The sequence below is a fragment of the Enterococcus montenegrensis genome, from assembly GCF_029983095.1.
Taxonomy (GTDB): Bacteria; Bacillota; Bacilli; order Lactobacillales; family Enterococcaceae; genus Enterococcus_C; species Enterococcus_C montenegrensis.
Map to the genome: position 1 here is coordinate 1,948,500 of NZ_CP120467.1, position 22,489 is coordinate 1,970,988.

Sequence of the window (22,489 nt, forward strand, 5' to 3'; positions counted from 1 at the left end):
TTTACTTGCTCCTTAATATTGATGGAAACCTTCGACTGGTAGAACAAAAACTGTTGCGCCACCGACTTCAACTTCGACTGGATAGGGTACTTGTCCGTCTAGGGAAATATCTAAAGACATAGGGGTTGAAACATACTGTTTTCGTGACTGACACGTCTTTTTAATCAATTCAAGTGCTTCTTGCACCCGTTCATCTTCAATCCCGATAATAAACGTACTGTTACCAGCTTTTAAAAAGCCGCCGGTTGAAGATAGTTTTGTGGCCCGAATATTATTGTCAATAAACTCGTTAGCCAAACGGTTACTATCTTTATCTTGTACAATTGCCATAACTAATTTCATAAAAATTGCCTCCTTTTAATTGGAAAGACTTCACAAACTGACGTGACTGCAATGTATTCAGCTAAATTATTCTAAGAAAAGCTGGCTTGCCTTTGTGGATACTCGCTTTTCCAGTAAATCGCATTTCATTGTATCCTAAGCTTTTGTTCTTTAGAAAAATTGAGGATATGCTTCAGTGATGGCAGTAAAACTCGCATCCACTACATCTTGTAAACTCATTCTGGCATCAACTTTGTGAATCCGAATGGGATCTTCTTCGGCCAATTTCAAATAGGCATGACGCACCCGTTGATGAAATTCCAAACTCTCAATTTCCAAGCGATCCGCTTCGCCATGACGGGAATTTTCGATCCGTTTTAATCCTGTGTCTGAATCGACATCAAGATAAAGAGTGAAATCTGGCTTTAAACCTTCTGTTGCAAATTCATTAATTTTAGCAATTTCCGGAATACCAATTCTGCGTCCAGCTCCTTGATAGGCCAAAGAACTATCTACGAAACGATCACAAATCACGATTTTACCAGCGTTTAAAGCAGGCATAATAACTTCAACTAAATGTTGACGTCTGGCTGCTGCATATAATAAAGCTTCTGTGCGATCATCCATTTCTTCATTACGAGGGTCTAAAATAATTTTTCTGATTTTTTCAGCGATTTTTACACCACCGGGTTCCCGCGTTTTAACGATGCCGCGTTTGGCAATCAGCTGAATCCGAGGAAATAATTCATTAACAACGCTCGTTTTTCCTGCGCCATCTGGTCCTTCAATCGTGATAAATAATCCGTTCACAAGTTTGTCCTCCAATTATCTATTAACATTATTGTACAAAAAAATTCTAAATTTTGAAACTTTACAACTCACGGCGTCCTTCCACCGCTTTTAAAAGGGTTACTTCATCGGCATACTCAATATCACTGCCGACAGATAGACCGTGAGCCAATCGGGTTACTTTAATTCCAGCTGGTTTAATTAAGCGGGACAAATAAATGGCGGTCGCTTCTCCTTCGGTCGTAGCATTTGTCGCCAAAATTACTTCTTTTACTTCATCATCATGTAATCTTTTCAAAAGAGTTGGCACGTTAATATCTTCTGGTCCGGTTCCTTCCATTGGCGATAAAACGCCATGTAAAACGTGGTATAAACCGTGATACTCCCGCATTTTTTCCAAAGCCATCACATCTTTTGGTTCTTCGACGACTAAAATTGTACTGCGATCCCGAGTTTGATCGGCACAAATTGGACAGGGATCTTCTTCTGTGATGTTGCCGCAAATGCTACAAAAATGTAGGTCCCGTTTAACACTTAAAAGGGATTTGGCAAATTCATTGACGACCTCGTCTTTCATATCGATTGTATAAAAAGCTAACCGTGTGGCGGTTTTTTGTCCAATCCCGGGCAGTTTCATATAGCTGTCAATTAATTTGGCAATTGGTTCTGGGTATTGCATAAACATTTCTCCTTAAGCTAAAACTGCTGTGCGACACTTTTTTAAAATCCTGGCATACCTTTTGTATATTTTCCTAACGTTTGTTCGGTTTCTTTTTCGATTTTACTTAAAGCATCATTGACTGCCATCATGACTAAGTCTTGTAGCATTTCACTATCTTCTGGATCAATCACATCAGAGACAACACTTAAGCCAGTCATTTTTTTATCGCCAGTAAACGTCGCTTTTACATATTCATTGGTTGAAACACCAACAAATTCTTTTTCATTTAAAGCCGCTTGTGCTTTTGTCATTTCCTTTTGCATTTTTTGTACTTGTTTCATCATGCCTTGCATATTTCCCATGCCACGCATCATATTAACCACTCCTTCAATTTTTAAAATTTAGACTAATCGTCGATTACTTTGACCACATCTGAGCCAAATAAAGCGACTGCTTTTTGGGCTGGATCTTCATCTTCTGTAGCAGTCGCATCTGGTGGCAAATGATTTAATAAATCGTCATCTAAAATACCAGCTTCCACTAAATCTAGCCCGTTATTTTGCGCTTTCCTATTTTCATTTGCAGCATTTTCGACTACTTTTTCTTGCTTGTTTGCTTTATTTTCTTCTTTTTGCGAATCATCATCAGCTAATAGGCTGCCATTTTTTTGCGCTGTCACAAATTCGCGCCTTAACTCTTGCCAAGCAGCACTGGTTAAATAGACCGGCTGCGGCGCATAATCTGGGATCATTTTGCTCAAATTATTGCCAATGAGCTGACTCATCTCCTCATCGGCAATAGCTTTTTGACAGATAATTTCATAATCAAAGGTCACGACAATTCCATTTGCACTAGCAGCTCGCACTTGCCCCTGCCGTAAAACTGCTTTTTTTGTAATCGGTAAACTTGCCAATAAATCTTCCCAGACGATTTGCGTTTGATGTAAATTATCTTTTGTTGCTGCTTTCAAAACGTTAAAGACTTGATTTCTGGGAACGCGCAGATTATTTTGCTTCCGATTATGATTTTTTTCCGGAGCTTTTGAAACGGTTGGCTCCTGCTTCACCACACCTGTTGATTGGAGTTGTTTTACCTCTTGTTCCAATTGTTCAACTTTTTGTTTTAAGGCAACAACTGAATTATCCGCATTTGATAGTGCAACTGGCGTGTTGGCCTTAGTAGAAGTTATGGCGGTAGTCGTTTTAATTTCAGCTAATTTAACAATACAGACTTCCAAATAAATTGTGGGGGAATTTGTAAAACGGACTTCATTTTGTGTCTCATTTAAAATTTTAATCCAATCAAAAATCTGTTGGCTACTTAACTGCTCAGACAAGTTTTTAAAAGCAGTAGTTAAATGCCCTGCCTTTTGTTGCAGTAATTGTGGCGCTTTTTGATACAATAATAAATCGCGACAATAAACCAATAAATTTTCAAGTAACCGCTGCGCTTCTTTTCCTTCGGCTAAGATAGCTGCTAAATCCGTTAAAGCTGCGCCGGCATCATGACTTAAACAATGGCCTAAAAGTTGATCCATCATTTCATACGTTAGACTACCTGTAACTGCCATAACATCAGCTAAAGTAATAGTCCCATCAGCAAATGAAATTGCTTGATCCAACATCGACAGGGCATCTCGCATACCCCCTTCGGCTGATTGTGCAATTATTTCTAGGGCTTGCTCTTCATAAGGTTGATTACTTTCTTCTAAAATATATTGCATTCGTCCCACGATTGCTTTGGTGTCGATGCGTTTAAAATCAAAGCGTTGCGTTCGAGAAATGATTGTCGCCGGAATTTTATGAGGCTCGGTTGTCGCTAAAATGAAGACAAGACTTTCTCTTGGTTCTTCAAGTGTCTTTAATAACGCGTTAAAAGCCCCCGTTGAAAGCATGTGGACTTCATCGATAATATAGACTTTATATTTACCCTTGGTAGGGGAATAATTAGCACGCTCGGTTAAAAAGCGAATTTCGTCAACGCCATTATTACTAGCTGCATCGATTTCAATAACATCATCAAATTGGCCGTTCGTAATCGCCTGACAATTTTCACATTCATTACAAGGCTCTCCATCATGACTATTAGGACAGTTAATCGCTTTAGCAAAAATTTTGGCTGCACTGGTCTTCCCTGTTCCTCGCGGTCCGGTAAATAAATACGCATGGGAAATCTTCTGTTGGCTAATAGCATTTTTTAAGGTTTGCGTAATCGCGTCTTGTCCGACTACGTCATCAAAACGTTGTGAACGCCAAACACGATATAGGGCTTGATAGGCCATTTTTTGCCTCACTTCCTTTAAATTCACTATTTTCTATTATACGCAATTTCTGATAAAAAAACTAGTTTTGCTCTGTTCTTTTATCAATTCTAAAACCTTGTTTAAACAAAGCAGGCAGTCTGTTGCACCTATGCTATAATTTTATTATAGTAGGCGCTTTACTACTATTAAAAAAAGTGCCACGAAATAAAAAGGAGGATTTTTGAGTATGGGAATTATTAAAGCTGCAGCCGGAGCTGTGACAGGCGGTTTAGCCGATCAATGGCTTGAGGTGATTGAACCTGCTGATATGGGGGATAACACTGTCTTAACAAAAGGTGAAAAAGTTAGAAAAGATGCCAAGCGTAACGCCAACAAAAAAGGAACAAGCGACGTTATTACAGATGGTTCTGTCATTCATGTTTATCCAAATATGATGATGCTTTTAGTTGACGGTGGTAAAATCATTGACTATACCGCCGAAGAAGGTTATTACACAGTCAAAAATGATACCGCTCCTTCTCTTTTTAATGGCTCTTTAAAAGATGCCGTTAAAGAAACGTTTAGTCGCGTTAAATTTGGTGGAACGACACCGCAAAAACAACAAGTCTTCTACATTAATTTACAAGAAATTAAAGGCATCAAGTTTGGCACCCCTGCACCATTAAATTATTTTGATAATTTTTACAATGCGGAATTGTTTTTAAGAGCCCACGGAACTTATTCAATTAAAATTACCGATCCGATTTTATTTTATACAAATGCAATCCCTAAAAATAAAGAGCAAGTGGAAATTGACGACATTAATGAACAGTATTTAAATGAGTTCTTGACTGCTTTACAGACTGCTATTAACCAAATGTCAGCTGATGGCGTCCGTATCTCTTATGTTCCGTCAAAAAGTATGGAATTAAGTAAATATATGGCCAATGTTTTGGATAGTGATTGGAATACTTTGCGAGGAATGGAAATTGTAGCCGTTGCACTAGCAAGTATTTCTTATACCGATGACTCGACTAAATTAATTAATATGCGTAACGAAGGTGCTATGTTAGGCGATCCAAGTATTCGTGAAGGATACGTACAAGGATCAGTGGCACGAGGCATGGAAGCTGCTGGCAAAAATGATGCCGGCGCAGCAACGGGATTTTTTGGCATGGGAATGGGGATGAATACAGGCGGGACTTACCTAAACCAAGCTAGCCAAAACAATCAACAACAGCTAAATAATCAACAACAAAAACAAAATGAAAAAGCAGATGACAATACATGGACTTGTCCGCAATGTGGCACAGAAAATACCGGTAAATTCTGCAGCAATTGTGGCACACCAAAACCAGCTGCATCTGGAAAAGTTGATTTAAAAATGAAATGTAGCGAATGTGGCAGTATCATTGATCTTTCCAATGGAATTCCAAAATTCTGTCCGGAATGTGGCAAAACATTTAAAGGCGTCCCCATTGATTAAGCAGTTGTAACAGAATTGTTACATTTAAAAAATCAATGAGTTACTATTTCACATCAACGTAGCTGACTTATTGCAGCTAGTCAAAACAATAAGTCGGCAAATCCCAAAATAGCAACTCATATTTTTATGATTGTTCGGCTTGGTTTAAAAAAGTTAACCTTAAAACACCACTATTTAAAAAAAGAGGTGTGACAAGACTTTTGTTATATCGCTAACACCTGACAAAAAATAAGGAGTGACGCCATGGACGCATTAACACATAAATGTCCCAATTGTAACGGTGCGCTAACTTTTGATCCCGATGACCAAAAGTTTCATTGTCCTTATTGCGGTAGTATTTTTACCGTAGATGAGTTAAGCGCATTTGAAGTAAAACAAGCTAGTTCACGAGACATATCCACCGATAACACAAAAACAATAACGCCACCCACTACCACAGATGAAACTACAAGCAAAAAAGAAAATGCAACACTTGATAATTCACTTGCAGATACTACCGTGGCAGATGAAGGCGCAATGGAGCTCTACCTCTGCCCCAACTGTGGTGCTGAAATTGTAACAGATGCTACCACGGCGGCAACTTATTGTTATTATTGCCATAATCCCGTCGTCTTAAAGGGCCGTTTATCGGGGGAATTTTTACCAGACAAAGTCTTACCCTTTGCAATTGGAAAAGAAAAAGCAACCGCAGATTTTCTAAATTGGGCTCAGAAGAAATTTTTCGTGCCAAAAGATTTCTTTAACAAAAGCCAAGTAGAAAAACTGACGGGAGTGTATTTTCCTTATTGGCAAGTTGATGCTAAAGGCAGCGGCAGTTTGACGGGAAATGGGACTTCTATTCGTGTTTGGATTGTCGGTGATATTGAATATACCGAAACCAAACAATACACTATCAGTCGAAAAGGAAACCTTATTTTTAAAGAACTTGTTAAAAATGCTTTAACAAAAAATACGCCACAAAAAATGGTCGCAAGCGTCCAGCCTTTTCCACTAGAAAAAGCAGTAACGTTTCAAAATCAATATCTCGCCGGCTTTCAAGCTGAAAAACGCGATATTGAATACGATAGTTTAAAAGATGAAGTAACAAAAGAATTAGCTGATTACGGTGAAAAAAAATTGCGAGAAACAGTGGGAAGCTACACAACCTTTACCAAAACGCAGCAAGACCTCAATTTAACAGAAACTAAAGCCTCTTATTTGTTGTTACCCGTCTGGCTCGTTACTTATCGCAGTTCAACTAATGATGAGAAAGTTTTTTATTATGCGATGAATGGCCAAACTGGAAAAGTGAGTGGTGTTTTGCCTATCAGCTACAAAAAATTAGGACTGGTATCAGCAGGTATTTTCTTAGGGCTGTTCGTATTGTTTTTACTAGGAGGTTATTTCCTATGAGAAAACTTTATGGTAGTTTAGTTCTTATTGTCACCTTGTTTTTTTCTTTAATTGCGTTACCTGCTCATGGTGCAGTAAGTAACGTTGAAGATGCGGCTAATATTTTTGAACCAAATCAACTGAGTCAATTAAATGAAGGCGCAAAAAAACTCGGCCAAAAAATAAAAGGCGGCATCTACATTGTAACAACGACAACCAATGAAGAAGAGCCTCGTACTTTTGCCAATGAATACTTGCGGGATAAGGTCGGAAATAATCAAAATGGGGCCGTCTTTTTAATTGATTTGAACCAACGGGAAATGTACGTCGCCACGTCAGGAAATATGATTGATTATTTAACAGACAGCAGACGAGAAGATTTTTTTGATGAGGTTAGTTCCGAAATGAGTAATGGCGATTATTACGGGGCTAGCACAATCTTTCTAGAGCAAATGACCGCCTATGTAAATGCTGGCGTACCTGGTGGACATTATCGCATTGATGAAGAGAGTGGCAAAATTATCTATTACAAAACAATCACCCTTTTAGAAGGACTCATTGCTTTTGCTTTGGCATTCGTAGGAAGTATTGCCTTTTTTATTATCGTTAAATCGCGGTATCAATTAAAATTAGGAACTTATAAATATCCTTTCCGTCAAAATACACAGCTGGAACTAACGGAAAATGAAAATCGCTTAATTAATTCTTTTGTCACCACCAGGCGCATCCCTAAAAACAACTCAAGTGGTGGCGGCTCTGGCGGCAGTACTACAAATTCTAGCGGTGGCGGTACCTTTGGCGGCGGTGGTCGCGGCTTTTAAAAATAAAAACTAACTCTTAGTCACGTCACGTAAAAGTGACGACAGCTAGCTAAGAGTTAGTTTTTTTATAAACAAATAAAAAAATTTTAATGCCGTTTCCCCAGACTTACTTAAATAATTTCTTTAAAAACAGAAAAATCAATATTGCCACCAGAGACTACTGCGATCGTTTTTTTTCCATGAAGCAAGTGATCAATATGACCACTTAAAATTGCTGCCGTACTTAAGGCACCAGCACCTTCTGCAATGACTTTTTCTTTTAAGGCCAAATAATGGATCGCTTGTTCAATCTCTTCTTCTTCTACCAGCACCGTTTCATCGATTCGATCTTTCAAAATTTCATAAGTTAATTCACCGGCAAGAGCCACATCACAACCATCAGCTAATGTTTTATGACTACGATTGGCAATTAATTTTTGCTGCCAAATTGACGAAATCATGCCATGAACGTGATAAGATTGCACACCAATAATTTTAACTTCTGGTCGATAAGATTTAATGGCTAACGCAATTCCTGCAATTAACCCTCCACCGCCAATGGGTACGATAACATTATCAACTTCAGGCAAGTCTTGTAGTAATTCAATTCCAATCGTTCCCTGACCTTCCATAACTGCACAATCATCAAAAGGCGAGACAAAAACTTCGCCACTTTTTGCTGCTTCTGCTAGGGTTTTTGCTTTTGTTTCATCAAATGTTTCTCCGACTAATTCAACTTTAGCACCATAATTCTCTGTAGCAGAAATCTTAGTTTTGGGTGCACTTTTGGGCATAAAAATTCGTGCATCAATCTTCAGCAGTGAGGCTGCTAACGCCACACCTTGGGCATGATTCCCCGCCGAGCAGGCAATAACACCGCGTTTTTTTTCTTCAGGTGTTAAGGTTGCTAGTTTATTATAAGCTCCTCTAGCTTTAAAAGAGCCAGTGCGTTGCAAATTTTCTAGTTTTAAATAGATTTCACCTTGTTTTTCCTGGCCCAAAATATTACTCGGTGCCAAAGGTGTATGAATCATTAATGGCATTAAGCGTTCATAGGCTTTTAAAATACCGTAGAGTGCTTGGTTCTGTGTTTCTGAAATCACTTTTTCACCTTCTTGTTAGCGTTTACAAACAAATTAAAACATGAAATACGGCAAATAGCAATGGTCTTTAAAAAAAATAAAAATAACAAGAGTGTTGAACTAAGCAACTTCACTCCTGTTATTTTTTCTGTATATGTACCCACGATCAACGAAACACCAAGTGATACGTATCGCTCCCACTCGTTTCAATAAATTGATACAAAATCAATTCCATCAGAGCTACCATCGAAATATGTGAAGTAATATCCAGATGGTTTAAACTAATTTCGTCGGTAAATAAATAAAGATTTAAATCACTAGAGTTTTGCAACAGATTATTATCTGCACCTGTAATTGAAACAATTAACGGGTGATTTTGATTTTTCATCTTACGCACAGCCTCAATTAACTCTAAGTCCTCTCCTTTATAACTGAAAATAAAAATAATATCATTTTGTTGCGCTTGTTGTTGCGCAATCGCCCGAGTCTGATGGTCTTCTGGAAAAATGACAAAAAAACCTGCTGTGTTATACAAATATTTAATGTAACGCATGATTTCTTTGCTTAACCCTTTGGCAAAAAGAAAAATTTTAGGCTTTTTTTGCAATTGTGCTACAATTTGCGTTACCTTATCAGTGTCCATAACGCGAACAGATTCCACCATATTTTTTAAATATTCTTCTCGATAATCTTTTTGACTCACAACAAAGGGTGAGGAATCTGGAATCGTCTTTTTATTTAAGAGCGTATACTTAATAACTGTCGTAAATTCACTAAAGCCAGAAAAACCTAGCTTACGTACAAAACGTAAAAAAGTAGTCGTCGAAACGAAACAGTCATCAGCAACCTCGCGAATACTTTTATTTTTGATGCTGTCGAGATTTGTAATGACATAATCAAACAGCACTTGTTCATTTTTAGTCAATTCGGCAATATGACTGTTGACTATTTCAAAAAAATCCATCGCTTCCCTCACCTTTCATGTTGTGGTATGCCCTGGGCAATACAGTGAATATTACCACCACCAAGTAAAATTTCCCGTGCTTGTACGCCAATGATTTCATATCCTGGATAAAGTTCTCGTAATAATTTTTCGGCCTTTTGGTCGTTAGGATCATCAAAAAGAGGAAAAACAATACCATTATTGGCTGTGTAATAACTAACATACGTTGCCGTTAAACGATCGCCGGCAAAGCGGGGCAACATGCCATTGACCGGATCAACACCGGCAGCCTCTTCATTAGTAATATACAAAGATTTTGGCAATTCCAATTTATGTATCGTAAATTTTCTTCCCCGTGCATCCCTTTGGCTTTGCAACACCGCTTCTGCTTCGCGGGTGATTTCATACATCGGATCTTTTTTGTCTTCACACCAAGTTAAAACAACTTCTCCCGGCCGCACAACATTTAACAAATTATCGATATCGCCATTTGTTTCATCTAGAAAAAAACCTCTGGGAAACCAGATGACTTTTTCAATCCCACAGTACTCTTTTAAAATTTCTTCAATTGCTTGTTTTTTCAGTTGAGGATTGCGCCCTTCTGATAATAAACATTCTTCTGTTGCAAAAAGCGTGCCCTCTCCATCAGTATGAATTGAACAGCCTTCTAAAACAAAGTCTTTTAATTGATAATAATCAATTCGCTCTAAATCACAAAGTTTACGCGCTAGTAAATCATCTTGGTCCCAAGGAAAGAATAAACCATCTAAAAGTCCGCCCCACGCATTAAAACGAAAATCAACTCCGCGTAGTTTTCCTACAGCATTCATAACCAATACGGGCCCTGTATCTTTTAACCAGGCATCATCATTACTCATTTCGACAACGCGAATATGATTAGGTAACTGGTGACGGGCATTTAGAAATTGTTGCTTTGAAACCAATACCGTAACATTTTCAAAACGACTAATCGCTTCTGCCACCTGTTGGTAAATTTTTTGGGCTGGTTTTCCTCCTAAACGCCAATTATCCGTACGTTCTGGCCAAATCAGATAACATTCATTATGGGGTAACCATTCCGGTATTATTTGAAAACCATCTCGCCTTGGTGAAGTTTCTACTAACATCAAAGCTTCCTCCTTTATTTTGCTTACTTTAATTGAATAATTTTATCCTTATTTATTGAAACAACTGATTTTTCACTGCACTTTAAATATACCACAGCTACAATCTGATTTTTATTTTTTGTCAGAAAAAGCCGACCCTTTTGGCTCGACTTTTTTCTTTGGTTTAATTGGTGATGAAATCTTTTAAATGACTTTTTTGTTCTAAATTTTGATTGCCATAAATAATCGTACCGGCATCTTCATTTAATAACGCATCTAAATTATCTAAAGAGGTAATCACGGCTCTGGCATTTGGTTGTGCTTTGACAAAGGCTAAGGCGGCTTCCACTTTTGGCAACATACTCCCTGGAGCAAACTCGCCAGCTTTTTTATATGTTTCTAAAGTTTCAATATCCACTGTAGCGAGATTTTTTTGCTCCGGTGTATTAAAGTGAACCGCAACATTAGGTACACCAGTCAAAATGATTAGCTCATCGGCGGCAACGATTTCAGCGATTTTTTCAGAGGCAAAATCTTTATCAATGACTGCTTCTACACCAACTAGTCCCGCAGCTGTTGTAATGACTGGAATACCGCCACCACCACCTGCTACAACTAAAGTATCCGTTGCAATCAAAGCTTTAATCGTTTCAGCTTCAACGATTCCAATCGGTTTAGGTGAAGCAACAACTTTACGCCAACCGCGACCGGCATCTTCTTTGTATACGGCGTCGCTGATTTTCATTTCAGCTTGCGCTTTTTCGGCTGTCAAAAATGGGCCTACTGGTTTAGTAGGATTAACAAATCCCGGATCCTCCGCTGCTACGATAACTTGCGTTAAAAGCGCTGCAACGGGCTTTTCTAGTCCTCTTTTTTTTAATTCATTATCCAAAGCTTGTGTTAGCCAATACCCAATGCTGCCTTGTGTCATGGCAACACTCGTATCCAATGGCATTTCTGGATTTTCCGGGGAAGCGGCTGCTTTTTGCTGTAATAATAAATTTCCTACTTGTGGACCATTGCCATGAGAAATCACTACTTTGTAGCCAGCTGCAACTAAACTAATCAAAGCAGTTGCAGTTTTTGCCAATGCTTTTTGTTGTCCCGTTGCAGTTGGATCGTCAGTTAAAATAGCATTGCCTCCTAAAGCGACGACAACTGTTTTTGTCATTATTATGCCTCCCCTTTAGGAATTTGTTGCGTAATACAGTGGATATTCCCACCACCTAATAAGATTTCACGGGCGTAAACACCAACGATTTTACGATCTGGATATAATGCTTGTAAAGTTTCTTTGGCCTTTTCATCCATTGCATCTCCAAATAACGGATAAATAATGCCGCCATTTGCAGTATAGTAATTCACATAACTAGCTGCTAGACGATCGCCCACTTGTCGTGGCAGAGTGCCATCTACCGCGTCAACACCGCCACTTTCTTCTTCATTAATTAAAATTGGTTTTGGAACATATAATTTGGTCACATTGATTTTACGTCCTTTGGCATCTGTTTCATTTTCTAAAATATCCAAGCATTCTTTTGAAATTTCATATTGTGGATCATTCTTATCATCTGTCCAGGCCAAAGCAATTTCACCAGGTGCCACAAAATTGGCAATATTATCAACATGGCCATTTGTTTCATCTAAATAAATACCACGTTTTAACCAAATCACTTTTTCAATATTCAAATATTCTTTTAAAATATTCTCAATCTGTTCTTTAGACAATTGTGGATTGCGTCCTTCTGATAACAAGCATTCTTCTGTCGTAATTAACGTACCTTCACCATCCACATGGATTGAACCACCTTCTAAAACGAAATCATTTAATCGATAGCGATCTTTCCATTCATTCTCACAAATTTTTTGAGCGACTTGATCATCTTTATCCCATGGAAAATACAGTCCATCTACTAAACCACCCCATGCGTTAAACGTCCAATCTACTCCACGGGTCTCGCCTTTGCCGTTGGTTACAAAAGTTGGTCCGCAATCTCTTACCCAAGAATCATCACTTGCAATTTCTACTACGCGAATATTGTCAGGTAACATATGCCGTGCATTATTGTATTGATCGAAATTTACTCCCATGGTTACAACTTCAAATTCCGCAATTGCTTTGGCTACTTCGACAAAAGCCTGTTGGGCAGGCTTGCCACCATCACGCCAGTTATCCGGACGTTGTGGCCATAACATGTAAACTCCTTCATGTGGTGCAAATTCTCCAGGCATTTTAAATCCATCTTGACGTGGTGAGCTATCAATTGTTTTCATCTGTAATGACTCCTTTTCCATGTTTTTCTTTTGCTGAATATCGGATTACGATTTCCCCAATAACAAAAGCCAAAATCGTACCGATTAAAACAGGTATTTTAGCATTCATTTCCGCGGCACTACCATCTAGGGGAACGATAGAAAAAATTAACGTAATAATTAATAAAATCATTGGGACAAAGGTCATAATTTTCATTAACCAGTTTGGTCCAGGGACTTTAAAAGGACGAACAGCATCGGGATCAATTTTTCGTAATTTTAAAAAGGCTGGAAACATCATAATATAAGAAAGTAATAAGGCTACGACATTTAATGAAAAGAAGGCCCAAAAAATATTTTCGTTTGGAATAAACGGTGCGGCAACAACCAAAATCGAGGCAATGACACCATTGACGACTGAAGCTCCCACTGGCATATCATTTTTAGGATTTTCTTTTGCAAAAATGGCTGGCATATCTTGATTTTTAGCCGCATATAAAGCAACATAATTTACCCCTAATGCCCATGAAATAAGATTAGCAGCAAGCGTGTACATAAATAAGATGCCAATAATCACTACAAATGGATTTAATCCGCCAACTAATAAAATAAAACTATCAATTAATCCCCCGGAAGCGGAAAGTTGGTCTGCTGGTACAGCTGCCCCCATTCCAAAAGCGGCAAACAAATAGAAAAAGGCAATTAGAATTCCGCCATAAATAATTGCTTGGGGAATTTGCTTTTTAGGATTATCCATATCACTTGCTAAAGTAGTTACTACTTCAAAACCCAAGAAGTTAAATAAAATCACGGATAAAAAGCTTAAATTTTGAATATCAAATTTTGGTAACAAAGCCGCACCAGAAAAATCATTTGCCATCCCTTTAGTCATGGCATGGTAAATCCCTAAGATTCCCAAACAAACCATAATTGCCACTTTAGCAAAAGCCGCTAAATTTAAAATCCATTTACTATCACTAACAGGATAGCAGCTGACAATCGTTACAAACCAAATGAAAATCAACTGAATTAAAATTAAAACCGGTGTGCTTAACTGTAGCTGAAAAATTTGGCTTAAAACTTCTTGGAACAAAACTGCAAGGCTTGCCATCCAAATTGGAAAGTTAATCCAATAAAACCAAGCTACTCGAGCTCCCCAACGACGACCATAGGCTTTTTTTACCCAATCGTAAATGCCGCCTTCGTCATCATAAGTGGTACCAAGTTCTGCGGAGATTAAACCATAGGGTAGGAAAAATAAAATTAACAATAAGCCCCACCAGAAAAATTGCGAAGAACCGATTGCAGCGGCCGGCGCGGCAGACTCTACTACTAGAATAACAACTACGGCCATTAAGACCGCATCAAAAAGACGAAACTTTTTCTTTTCCTTCATAATCGTGCTCCTTTCAATGAGCCAAAGATGAAAAACTGCTGCAAACTTGACGCAGTTTATATGAAAGTACGTCAAGTTTGTCACAGCTTTTCAAATTTCAGAAAACTTGCTAGTCTTTACGTTCTAATTGACGTTTTGGTTGCAACATGTATTGCAATTCGCCATCAAATTTAGCAGCCAATGCATCATCGGCATAATCCAAATAAGGATTTAAGAAATAAACTAATAGTGCCCGCATTGCTGTCAAACGATTTTCGGCTTCATCTAAAACAACCGATTGACTGCCATCTAATACTTCATCCGTAACCTCTTCACCACGTGTGGCAGGCAAGCAATGTAAAAATTTAGCATCTGGTGCAGCTTTAGCCATTAATTCATCATTGACTTGATATTTAGGATAGAAAACATTCATCCGCTCTTCTTCTGATAATTCTGCTTCATACAAGCCATACCAAACATCGGTGTAAACAAAATCAGCATCTTTTAACGCTTCATCAGCATCTTCTGTGATTAAGACGCTACCACCAGATTTTTTAGCATTGGATTTGCCAATCGCCAACGTTTCTTCTTTAATTTGGAACCCTTTAGGCCCAAATTGAACAAAGTCCATTCCCATTTTTGTGGCCATAAACATTGTTGAAACACAAACTTGCGTTGCATCGCCAACAAACACAATTTTACAATCAGACAATTTTTTACCAGCTGGTAGGTGTTCTGTCATCGTGATAATGTCGCCTAATTCTTGTGTTGGGTGGTTGTAATCACTCATTCCATTAATAACTGGAATTGTCGCATCTTTGGCAAGTGCAACAACAGATTCATGACGTTCTACTCGTGCCATTAAAATATCTACTAAGCGAGATAATACCCGAGCTGTATCAGCTAGACTTTCGTGTCCACCTAATTGAATTTGACCAGGGGCTAAGTATTGCGCATGTCCCCCCAGTTGTGTCATTGCAGTTTCAAAAGATACACGCGTACGGGTAGAAGATTGTTCAAAAATCATCCCCAATGTTTTATTTTTAAGTAGCAAAGGATAATGCCCATGTTTGATACTATCTTTAATTTTTAAGGCTAATGCGATTAAATATTCAATTTCTGCTTTAGTAAAATCATTTGTGTCGATAAAATCTCTTTTTTGCATGGTATAACGCTCCTTTAGATAATTAATATAGTTGTCTTTACTCGAGTAATGCTTTTGACATACTCAGCATAGCGTGATACCAAGATTTTAGAAAGGGTTTTCAAAGTTTTAGAATGCAACTTGTGATAAAGAAAACATGTTACATTTCCCGTAACATGTTACAAGCAATTAAATAATAAGATTCAAAAGGCTTTTGTATAAACTTTCAATTATCTAAAAACTCTTTTTTTGCTAAGGTCAGAATTTTATTTGCGGAATTTTTGCCAGAAGATTATAGTGGAAGAGAAGCTACTGCAGGTTTTAGCAAAAAAATGCTATTGTCATTTATTCCTTTCATTTCAGGTTGTAAAGACTGCTTTTGGCAGTTGCTCATTATTGTAAAGGAGGAGAGCTCATGTTTCGTGTTAGTGTGGGGGAAATTTTATGTCGTCTTGCTTTAGTGATTTTAACCAGTGGCATTATTGGTTTTGATCGCGAACAAAAAAATCGGCCAGCGGGAATGCGGACCCATATTTTAGTTGGAATCGGGGCGTGTATCATTGCCATGATGCAGCAAGAAATTGCCGCCCAAGCCGTTATCTTTGCTAAAAATAATCCGCAAATCGCAACTGTAATCCGGGCGGACCAGGCGCGTTTAATCGCGCAAGTGGTTAGTGGTATTGGGTTTTTAGGAGCTGGGACAATTGTTGTTACCCACCATTCCATTCGTGGGTTAACTACTGCTGCCTCGCTTTGGGCGACTGCAGGATTAGGTCTTGCCATCGGCATGGGGTATTATGCCATTGCCTTACTTAGTTTTATCGCGGTCATTGCTGTTTTGGTATTGCTAAAAAAAATCGTCCATGTCCCAACAAACAAAAATTTTCAAATTAAATATATTCATCCAGATGAAGCTGAACCTTTTATTCATGAATTTTTCAAAAGTCGCGGGATAAAAGCTATTACGACCGATTACTATGTGGATACCCAAGACGAAATCAAAATTTTCAGAAAAAATTATGCCATTGCTTTTATTAGTGCAGATAGATCGGCAGAAATTATCGATGGCTTAGCACAAAATGAAAATATTATAGCAGTTCGCGCTTTAGCCAAATAAATTGCTTTTTATGTATTCCCGATAAAATTTGTACCAACTACTAAAGGAGTCTATTATGACCTTTGATAAAATCCAACAAATCTACCCCGATGCGCGTTTTAGTAACATTGCCTTAGATGATCCAAAATTTTATTGTATCCCCCTTGAAGAAGGATATGCCTTACTCATTGCCAGTCAATTAAATGAAAATGAACGTAAATTGCTGCAACTATTTTTACCTACTATTAGTGAACCAAAAGATATCATCAGCCACCGTTTTTACCGCATCTTATTTAAAGGGGAAATTCCTAGTCACACAGGATACGTACGCATTTTGCAAATAAAAGTAAAAAGCGGCAAATCTTTTGAAAAAGCCGCTTGGCAGCATGCAGCAAGTGAAATAATCCAAACTGTTTCTGATAGTTTTTGGCTTAATTTTGACACTTTTATTTTAGTCGAAAATAAAGACGTTGGAAATTTTTCAACCGATGAATTGTTTGGTATTTTCCAAGCGCTGGATAGCGACTTTAACTGTTACAGTCAAGTCTTTGTCGGAAGCTTCCACAAGCTCAGCCAAGCATTGGCTATAGATTTTCAAACCGAACGCCAAATCTTTTTGCAACAATCTCATCGGAACAATAGTCAACAAAATTTTACACTTTCAAATTCAGCGATTATGTACCTGATTGGAGATACCATGGGGGAAATTACGTTGTTTAAAAACTTACATGACCGCTGGTTTAGTGACTCAGAGATGGTTTCCATTTTGGAAGCCTTGTGGCAGGCACAAGGAAATGTTAGTTCAGCTGCTAAGACGTTATTCTTACATCGTAATACCATTAGCTATCGGATTGATAAATTTCAAGAGGCAACTGGTTTAGACTTAAAAAAAATGGATGACCTGATGTTTTGTCATCTACTAATCACCTGTTTTTCTGAATTATAAATAAAAAAATCGTGCCCAGTTGTTTTGGGCGCGATTTTTTTTGACGCATTTTTAAAAAATTAGTTTCCCTTTGCCAAGCTTGCTTTATGATCGTCCTTAATTTTAGCTAATAATTCGGGCTGTTCAAATAAATCTAAGGCTGTTTGAGCTAGAAGTTGTGCTGCAATAGCAATAGATGCCAATCCCTTTTCACTTTTAGCCGCTGCTTTAAATTCTTCAGAGTGTCCGGCGATATAATCATCTGAAATAGAAACTGTCGGTTGAATTGTTGGAACAACTTGACTAACATTTCCGACATCAGAAGAGCCTAAACTTGTGCGTATTTCTGTTTCTATTTCCTCAGTTGGAATATTCAATTGGGCTAAATGGTTGAAAAACAATTCGTCAAAACTTGGAGTTACAATCACATCGTCGACTGAATTTTGGAAAAGACCAAATTCATAGCGCGCTCCAGTTGCTAATGCAGCGGCTTTTACCACATTTTCTACTTTTTGATATACTTCATTTAAAGTACTCCGATTTTTAGCCCGCAGATAAAAGCGGCCCGCCGCATATTCAGGAATTACATTGGCTGCTAGTCCACCATCAGTAATAATGCCATGAATGTTTACATCTTTTGGCAAATACAAACGTAAACCATTGATTCCATTGAAAACTTGTAATAATGCTTCTAAGGCACTAATCCCTTTTTCTGGTGCTCCGGCGGCATGGGAGGCACGCCCATAAAATTTAATGTCGACAGGATCATTGGCTAAAGAAGCTGTCATTTTGCCATAATGGTAAGCTGGGTGAACACACAAAGCTGCATCAACATCAGCAAAGAAACCATCTCGCACAAAACTTCCCTTCGCTGAACCATTTTCGCCCCCTTCTTCACCAGGTGTACCATAAACGCGAATTTCGCCACCAAAATCTGCAATCAAATCTTTCAATGCACTCGCAGCTAAAACAGAATAGGTTCCAAAAAGATTGTGTCCACAAGCATGACCAATTCCCGGCAATGCGTCAAATTCGGCTAAAAAAACAATCACGGGTCCAGGTTTTCCAGTCCTAAAGCGGGCGTCAAATCCTGTTCGGTGTCCGGCGACATCTTTTTTGACAGAAAATCCTTCTTCTTCCAATTGTCTAATTAAAACATCTGAAGAGTAAAATTCATAATTACTGACTTCAGGATGATTATGAATATCTAACGCAAGTTCTTGATAAGTTGGTAAATTCGTTGCAATAAATTCTTCAATGTGTTGTTTTCTTGTTGTTGTTGGCATACTGTTCACTCCTCAATTTTTTATAAATATAACCGAATCGTTTTAACGTGCAGTTTTCTTTTCTATTATTGAAATGCTACTTAATCACTTGCGACCAAAAGTTTCCCACGCTGGTACACTTGAACCTTTTGACGTTTCTTCAATCACTTTTTTTGTTTCATTTGTTTGGTAGGCTGTTACAATTTTGTGATAAATTTTATTATTTTCATCTTCTTTACGTGCAACGATAATATTGACATAAGGGCGTGCGTTATCATCCACCGGTTCTAAAAAGATTGCATCTTTAGTAGGTGTAAATCCTGCATCAACTGCAACACCACTGTTAATAACAGAAATCGCAACATCTGATAAAGCCCGCGCTGTTTGCGCAGCATCTAATTCAGTGATTTTCAAATCTTTTTTGTTTTCTGTAATGTCAGAAACTGTGGGCGTTTGCTTTTTAGCGGGATCTACTTTAATTAAGCCAGCTGTTTGTAAAAGCAGTAATGCCCGGCCACCATTTGTCACATCATTTGGAATCGCAACCTTAGCACCGTCTTTTAATTCTTTCACATCTTTTAGTTTGTCTGAATAAATTCCTAATGGTGCATTCACTGTATTCCCAATTGACACCAGATTAGTTCCATGTTCTTTGTTGTAGTTATCTAAGAAAAATTGATGTTGAAAAGCATTCAAATCAATGGATTTATCCGCTAATGCCGCATTGGGCTGATTGTAGTCCGTAAATTTTACGTATTCTAAATTAATGCCGTCTTTTTTGAGACGTTCTTTTACATTATCCCAAACATCTGTATCTGAACCGATAACCCCTAATTTAACCGTCGTTTCTTTTGTATCATCCTTTGCTTTGGCATTTCCTTTTGAACATCCTGTGGCAACTAACAACAACGCGACTGCGACAAAACCTAATTTAACTAATTTTTTCATTTTTTATTCCTCCAAATAATTTCGTATTCTAATGACTAATTTTTTTAATAATTTGATTGCTAATAAATTGACTGATAAAGACTAAAATTAATATCAACAGTGTTGCAACAATCGTCACGTCGGTTTGAAAACGATTATAGCCCCTAGAAATAGCTAGATTTCCTAAGCCGCCAGCTCCGACAGCTCCTGCCATTGTGGTTAAGCCAATAACGTTAATAATGGTTAGAGCACTAACACGGATGATTCCTGGCAAACCTTCTAATAAATACACCCTAAAAATAATGCCCACCGGACTTGTTCCCATTGCTTGCGCTGCCTCCACTACTCCTGAATCAACTTCTAACAGAGCATTTTCAATTTGACGAGCAAAAAATGGCACTACCCCCACCACTAAAGGTACTAAAGCGGCTTTTTCCCCAATAGTTGTCCCCACGACAAAGCGAGTTACTAAAGCTAAAAGCGACAACATAATAATAAAAGGAATCGAGCGTATAATATTAATTAATTTATCTAGAACATTGTATAATGGCCGATTTTGTAAAATTCCACCAGGACGACTTACAACTAACACAACACCTAATAAAATCCCCAAAACGCCTCCAAACAATGCGGTCCAAAATGACATGTACAATGTTTGTTTGGTTGCTTCAATAAATTCGTCTGGTATTGCAAGTACATTGGGGAAATATTTTTCTAATAATGCCTGCATTCTAAAAACCTCCACTCACAACTTTGGCGCTTTCTTTCGAGTATTTTAAAACATTCGTATAAACGCCAAGTTTTTGTAAATGTTTTAAGGCTTGGCGTCGCTGATTTTCTTCTCCAGCCAACGTCACAACCAAACTTCCTAGTGGCACATCTTGAATAATTTCAACGTTGCCATATAAAATATTGGTCACAACTTGATAGCGGCTATATAGCTGTGCAATCAAAGGTTCATTGGTCTGATCGCCTACATACGCCAATTCCACTAACCATTCATTTTCTGCTAAGCGACTAAATTTTTCGCTTGTTAAAATAGTCTCGAGGGCTTGATCAATATGGGTTGCTGTCCGAATAAAATCGCGGGTCAATGCTTGCTTTGGTTGGCTAAAAACTTGAATACTGCTACCTTTTTCAATAATTTTGCCAGCTTCCATGACAGCGACTTTATTACAAATTTCTTTTACCACCTGCATCTCATGTGTAATTATGATAATTGTTAAGCCCAATTTCTTATTTAGATCTTTTAAAAGGGCTAAAATCTGTGATGTTGTTTTAGGATCAAGTGCACTCGTCGCTTCATCACATAATAAAATACTCGGATTATTCGCTAAAGCACGCGCAATCGCCACGCGCTGCTTTTGACCACCGGATAATTGTGCGGGATAACTATTTGCTTTATCTTTTATACCCACCAACGCTAATAGTTCATCGACTTTTTGTTGACGCTCCTGTTTGGATTTCCCTGTGTATTTAAGGGAAAATGCCACGTTTTCAAAAATCGTTCGACTATTCATCAAATTGAAATGTTGGAAAATCATCCCAATTTCTTTGCGTTTTTCTCGTAGTTTTTTATCCTTTAAGGCAGTTAATTCTGTATTATTAATCGTCACCGTACCCCTTGTTGGTCGTTGCAATAAATTAATCACACGCACTAATGTACTTTTACCGGCTCCTGAATACCCGACAATTCCATATACATCTCCTTTTTGGATATGCAAATCTACATCGGTAACAGCATTGATCACCTTATCTTTATCTTGGGTAAATGTCACCGAAATATTTTTTAAATCAATCATGTTTCTCCTCCTAAAAATCCGTCTTATGCCGTCTTTTCAAAAGCATCACATTCGTTTTTGCCCCATTATCTTCATCCTTTCAAAAAATCATTGATACAAAAAAAGCATCCTCAAACAAAGAAATTTTCTTTGCTTGAGGACGCTTTTTGCGTGTTACCACCTCATTTTGAATTTAGCTCACGCTAAATTCCTCTTCAAGTACTAGCATACTCTAGCGCTGTAGCGGGCGCCCCCGTTATCTTCTTACTTCTTAGCTCGAAAATAATTTACTATCAGGCCATTTTCAACAACTTCATTTTTACTTCTTCTCAGCTACCGAAGCTCTCTGTTAAAAAAATTCACTGTCTACTTACCCGGTCATCGTAATTTATATATAAAAAAAAGCCCTTTTATAGAAAATAATCTATAAAAGGACGAATAATCGTGTTACCACCTTTGTTTGAAAGCTATGCTTTCCTCTATCCAACGTTTACCAAATATCCCGTAAAGTATTGGTGTTTCTTTTAACGGTGAAACATTCCGAAGCTGCCTACTTATCGACATACTTTTTCTCCAAGGCCATTTTCAGTATTTTGTCCATAACACTTTCCACCAACCAGTGTCTCTCTAAAATGTCCGCCAAACTTACTTTCCTCATCAACGAAAGTTTATTTATTTGTTGAAATGAAGTTTACGCTAGTCAAATTTTTTTGTCAACAAAAAAAATAAATTTTTTTCGCTCATTGTCTGTATATGCGCTGGAAAGTCGGTCAATTCAAGTTTTAATAAACAAAAAAATTTTGCTGCTACAAAAAATGAAACCATTTTCAAAAAAGTGCACAAAAAAAATGACTGATTTTGTGCATTCTGACCTAACAAATAAAAACGGTTACATATATACTAAGTTCATAGCAAAACAATA

Annotated in this window: 21 protein-coding genes and 2 other annotated features; of the genes, 5 read left to right on the top strand and 16 right to left on the bottom strand. The window is 37.8% G+C overall.

Annotated elements, in window-relative coordinates; all coding sequences use genetic code 11:
* Positions 1-12 precede the first annotated feature (12 nt).
* From P3T75_RS09410 to dnaX, 5 genes are all read right to left on the bottom strand, one after another.
* Positions 13-342, bottom strand: a complete 330-nt coding sequence (locus tag P3T75_RS09410; RefSeq protein ID WP_206903826.1) for a cyclic-di-AMP receptor — start codon at positions 340-342, stop codon at positions 13-15.
* A 150-nt stretch (positions 343-492) separates the two neighbouring features.
* Complete coding sequence (tmk, locus tag P3T75_RS09415; protein WP_206903825.1) at positions 493-1,131, bottom strand: dTMP kinase; 639 nt, start codon at positions 1,129-1,131, stop codon at positions 493-495.
* Positions 1,132-1,192: 61 nt separating this feature from the next.
* A complete protein-coding gene (gene recR, locus P3T75_RS09420; RefSeq protein ID WP_206903824.1) occupies positions 1,193-1,789 on the bottom strand; it encodes a recombination mediator RecR in 597 nt (198 codons plus the stop codon).
* A gap of 41 nt (positions 1,790-1,830) precedes the next feature.
* Positions 1,831-2,145: a YbaB/EbfC family nucleoid-associated protein gene (locus P3T75_RS09425; protein WP_206903823.1), complete on the bottom strand. Its 315-nt coding sequence runs from the start codon at positions 2,143-2,145 to the stop codon at positions 1,831-1,833.
* Positions 2,146-2,177: 32 nt separating this feature from the next.
* Complete coding sequence (dnaX, locus tag P3T75_RS09430; protein WP_282461417.1) at positions 2,178-4,052, bottom strand: DNA polymerase III subunit gamma/tau; 1,875 nt, start codon at positions 4,050-4,052, stop codon at positions 2,178-2,180.
* Between the two features lie 208 nt (positions 4,053-4,260).
* Here dnaX and P3T75_RS09435 point away from each other — a divergent pair, with 208 nt between their 5' ends.
* The 3 genes from P3T75_RS09435 (at position 4,261) to P3T75_RS09445 (ending at position 7,691) form a co-directional block, all read left to right on the top strand.
* On the top strand, positions 4,261-5,499 hold the full coding sequence (locus P3T75_RS09435) for a DUF7130 family rubredoxin-like protein (RefSeq protein WP_282461418.1): 1,239 nt from the start codon (positions 4,261-4,263) through the stop codon (positions 5,497-5,499).
* Positions 5,500-5,742: 243 nt separating this feature from the next.
* Positions 5,743-6,891 carry a TFIIB-type zinc ribbon-containing protein gene (locus P3T75_RS09440; protein WP_282461419.1) on the top strand — a complete coding sequence of 383 codons (1,149 nt, stop codon included), beginning with the start codon at positions 5,743-5,745 and terminating at the stop codon, positions 6,889-6,891.
* Positions 6,888-7,691: a TPM domain-containing protein gene (locus tag P3T75_RS09445; RefSeq protein ID WP_282461420.1), complete on the top strand. Its 804-nt coding sequence runs from the start codon at positions 6,888-6,890 to the stop codon at positions 7,689-7,691. Before P3T75_RS09440 ends, P3T75_RS09445 begins: the two co-directional genes overlap by 4 nt.
* A gap of 110 nt (positions 7,692-7,801) precedes the next feature.
* On the opposite strand, the gene P3T75_RS09450 is transcribed toward P3T75_RS09445, so the two are convergent.
* From P3T75_RS09450 to ptcA, 7 genes are all read right to left on the bottom strand, one after another.
* On the bottom strand, positions 7,802-8,713 hold the full coding sequence (locus P3T75_RS09450; protein ID WP_328517245.1) for a pyridoxal-phosphate dependent enzyme: 912 nt from the start codon (positions 8,711-8,713) through the stop codon (positions 7,802-7,804).
* A 205-nt stretch (positions 8,714-8,918) separates the two neighbouring features.
* The gene (locus P3T75_RS09455) at positions 8,919-9,716 is read right to left on the bottom strand and encodes a MurR/RpiR family transcriptional regulator (protein WP_282461421.1); all 798 of its coding nucleotides are present in this window, start codon (positions 9,714-9,716) and stop codon (positions 8,919-8,921) included.
* 8 nt (positions 9,717-9,724) lie between these two features.
* On the bottom strand, positions 9,725-10,822 hold the full coding sequence (gene aguA / locus P3T75_RS09460) for an agmatine deiminase (RefSeq protein ID WP_282461422.1): 1,098 nt from the start codon (positions 10,820-10,822) through the stop codon (positions 9,725-9,727).
* Positions 10,823-10,985: 163 nt separating this feature from the next.
* On the bottom strand, positions 10,986-11,972 hold the full coding sequence (arcC, locus tag P3T75_RS09465) for a carbamate kinase (RefSeq protein ID WP_282461423.1): 987 nt from the start codon (positions 11,970-11,972) through the stop codon (positions 10,986-10,988).
* A 2-nt stretch (positions 11,973-11,974) separates the two neighbouring features.
* Positions 11,975-13,075, bottom strand: coding sequence for an agmatine deiminase (gene aguA, locus P3T75_RS09470; protein ID WP_206903813.1), 1,101 nt, complete (start codon positions 13,073-13,075; stop codon positions 11,975-11,977).
* Complete coding sequence (locus P3T75_RS09475) at positions 13,062-14,450, bottom strand: APC family permease (protein ID WP_282461424.1); 1,389 nt, start codon at positions 14,448-14,450, stop codon at positions 13,062-13,064. Before P3T75_RS09475 ends, aguA (P3T75_RS09470) begins: the two co-directional genes overlap by 14 nt.
* Positions 14,451-14,559: 109 nt before the next feature.
* Positions 14,560-15,594, bottom strand: coding sequence for a putrescine carbamoyltransferase (gene ptcA, locus P3T75_RS09480; protein ID WP_282461425.1), 1,035 nt, complete (start codon positions 15,592-15,594; stop codon positions 14,560-14,562).
* A 394-nt stretch (positions 15,595-15,988) separates the two neighbouring features.
* Here ptcA and P3T75_RS09485 point away from each other — a divergent pair, with 394 nt between their 5' ends.
* Positions 15,989-16,690, top strand: a complete 702-nt coding sequence (locus P3T75_RS09485; RefSeq protein ID WP_230708951.1) for an MgtC/SapB family protein — start codon at positions 15,989-15,991, stop codon at positions 16,688-16,690.
* A 55-nt stretch (positions 16,691-16,745) separates the two neighbouring features.
* Positions 16,746-17,615, top strand: a complete 870-nt coding sequence (locus P3T75_RS09490) for a helix-turn-helix domain-containing protein (protein WP_282461426.1) — start codon at positions 16,746-16,748, stop codon at positions 17,613-17,615.
* Positions 17,616-17,674: 59 nt separating this feature from the next.
* Here the strand turns inward: P3T75_RS09490 and P3T75_RS09495 are convergent, their stop codons facing one another.
* The 4 genes from P3T75_RS09495 to P3T75_RS09510 all read right to left on the bottom strand — a co-directional run bounded on the left by P3T75_RS09495 (position 17,675) and on the right by P3T75_RS09510 (position 21,588).
* The gene (locus P3T75_RS09495) at positions 17,675-18,880 is read right to left on the bottom strand and encodes a M20 family metallopeptidase (protein ID WP_282461427.1); all 1,206 of its coding nucleotides are present in this window, start codon (positions 18,878-18,880) and stop codon (positions 17,675-17,677) included.
* An 84-nt stretch (positions 18,881-18,964) separates the two neighbouring features.
* Positions 18,965-19,807, bottom strand: a complete 843-nt coding sequence (locus P3T75_RS09500) for a MetQ/NlpA family ABC transporter substrate-binding protein (RefSeq protein WP_282461428.1) — start codon at positions 19,805-19,807, stop codon at positions 18,965-18,967.
* 28 nt (positions 19,808-19,835) lie between these two features.
* Positions 19,836-20,516 carry a methionine ABC transporter permease gene (locus tag P3T75_RS09505; protein ID WP_282461429.1) on the bottom strand — a complete coding sequence of 227 codons (681 nt, stop codon included), beginning with the start codon at positions 20,514-20,516 and terminating at the stop codon, positions 19,836-19,838.
* A 1-nt stretch (position 20,517) separates the two neighbouring features.
* Positions 20,518-21,588: a methionine ABC transporter ATP-binding protein gene (locus P3T75_RS09510; protein WP_206903805.1), complete on the bottom strand. Its 1,071-nt coding sequence runs from the start codon at positions 21,586-21,588 to the stop codon at positions 20,518-20,520.
* 132 nt (positions 21,589-21,720) lie between these two features.
* Positions 21,721-21,958, bottom strand: a binding site (T-box leader).
* 36 nt (positions 21,959-21,994) lie between these two features.
* Positions 21,995-22,237, bottom strand: a binding site (T-box leader).
* Between the last annotated feature and the right edge of the window lie 252 nt (positions 22,238-22,489).

Coding starts and splice junctions, on each gene's coding strand:
- P3T75_RS09410 (WP_206903826.1), bottom strand. CDS start 342: ATGAAATTAGTTATGGCAATTGTACAAGATAAAGATAGTAACCGTTTG.
- recR (WP_206903824.1), bottom strand. CDS start 1,789: ATGCAATACCCAGAACCAATTGCCAAATTAATTGACAGCTATATGAAA.
- P3T75_RS09425 (WP_206903823.1), bottom strand. CDS start 2,145: ATGATGCGTGGCATGGGAAATATGCAAGGCATGATGAAACAAGTACAA.
- dnaX (WP_282461417.1), bottom strand. CDS start 4,052: ATGGCCTATCAAGCCCTATATCGTGTTTGGCGTTCACAACGTTTTGAT.
- P3T75_RS09435 (WP_282461418.1), top strand. CDS start 4,261: ATGGGAATTATTAAAGCTGCAGCCGGAGCTGTGACAGGCGGTTTAGCC.
- P3T75_RS09440 (WP_282461419.1), top strand. CDS start 5,743: ATGGACGCATTAACACATAAATGTCCCAATTGTAACGGTGCGCTAACT.
- P3T75_RS09445 (WP_282461420.1), top strand. CDS start 6,888: ATGAGAAAACTTTATGGTAGTTTAGTTCTTATTGTCACCTTGTTTTTT.
- P3T75_RS09450 (WP_328517245.1), bottom strand. CDS start 8,713: ATGCCATTAATGATTCATACACCTTTGGCACCGAGTAATATTTTGGGC.
- P3T75_RS09455 (WP_282461421.1), bottom strand. CDS start 9,716: ATGGATTTTTTTGAAATAGTCAACAGTCATATTGCCGAATTGACTAAA.
- aguA (WP_282461422.1), bottom strand. CDS start 10,822: ATGTTAGTAGAAACTTCACCAAGGCGAGATGGTTTTCAAATAATACCG.
- arcC (WP_282461423.1), bottom strand. CDS start 11,972: ATGACAAAAACAGTTGTCGTCGCTTTAGGAGGCAATGCTATTTTAACT.
- aguA (WP_206903813.1), bottom strand. CDS start 13,075: ATGAAAACAATTGATAGCTCACCACGTCAAGATGGATTTAAAATGCCT.
- P3T75_RS09475 (WP_282461424.1), bottom strand. CDS start 14,450: ATGAAGGAAAAGAAAAAGTTTCGTCTTTTTGATGCGGTCTTAATGGCC.
- ptcA (WP_282461425.1), bottom strand. CDS start 15,594: ATGCAAAAAAGAGATTTTATCGACACAAATGATTTTACTAAAGCAGAA.
- P3T75_RS09485 (WP_230708951.1), top strand. CDS start 15,989: ATGTTTCGTGTTAGTGTGGGGGAAATTTTATGTCGTCTTGCTTTAGTG.
- P3T75_RS09490 (WP_282461426.1), top strand. CDS start 16,746: ATGACCTTTGATAAAATCCAACAAATCTACCCCGATGCGCGTTTTAGT.
- P3T75_RS09495 (WP_282461427.1), bottom strand. CDS start 18,880: ATGCCAACAACAACAAGAAAACAACACATTGAAGAATTTATTGCAACG.
- P3T75_RS09500 (WP_282461428.1), bottom strand. CDS start 19,807: ATGAAAAAATTAGTTAAATTAGGTTTTGTCGCAGTCGCGTTGTTGTTA.
- P3T75_RS09505 (WP_282461429.1), bottom strand. CDS start 20,516: ATGCAGGCATTATTAGAAAAATATTTCCCCAATGTACTTGCAATACCA.
- P3T75_RS09510 (WP_206903805.1), bottom strand. CDS start 21,588: ATGATTGATTTAAAAAATATTTCGGTGACATTTACCCAAGATAAAGAT.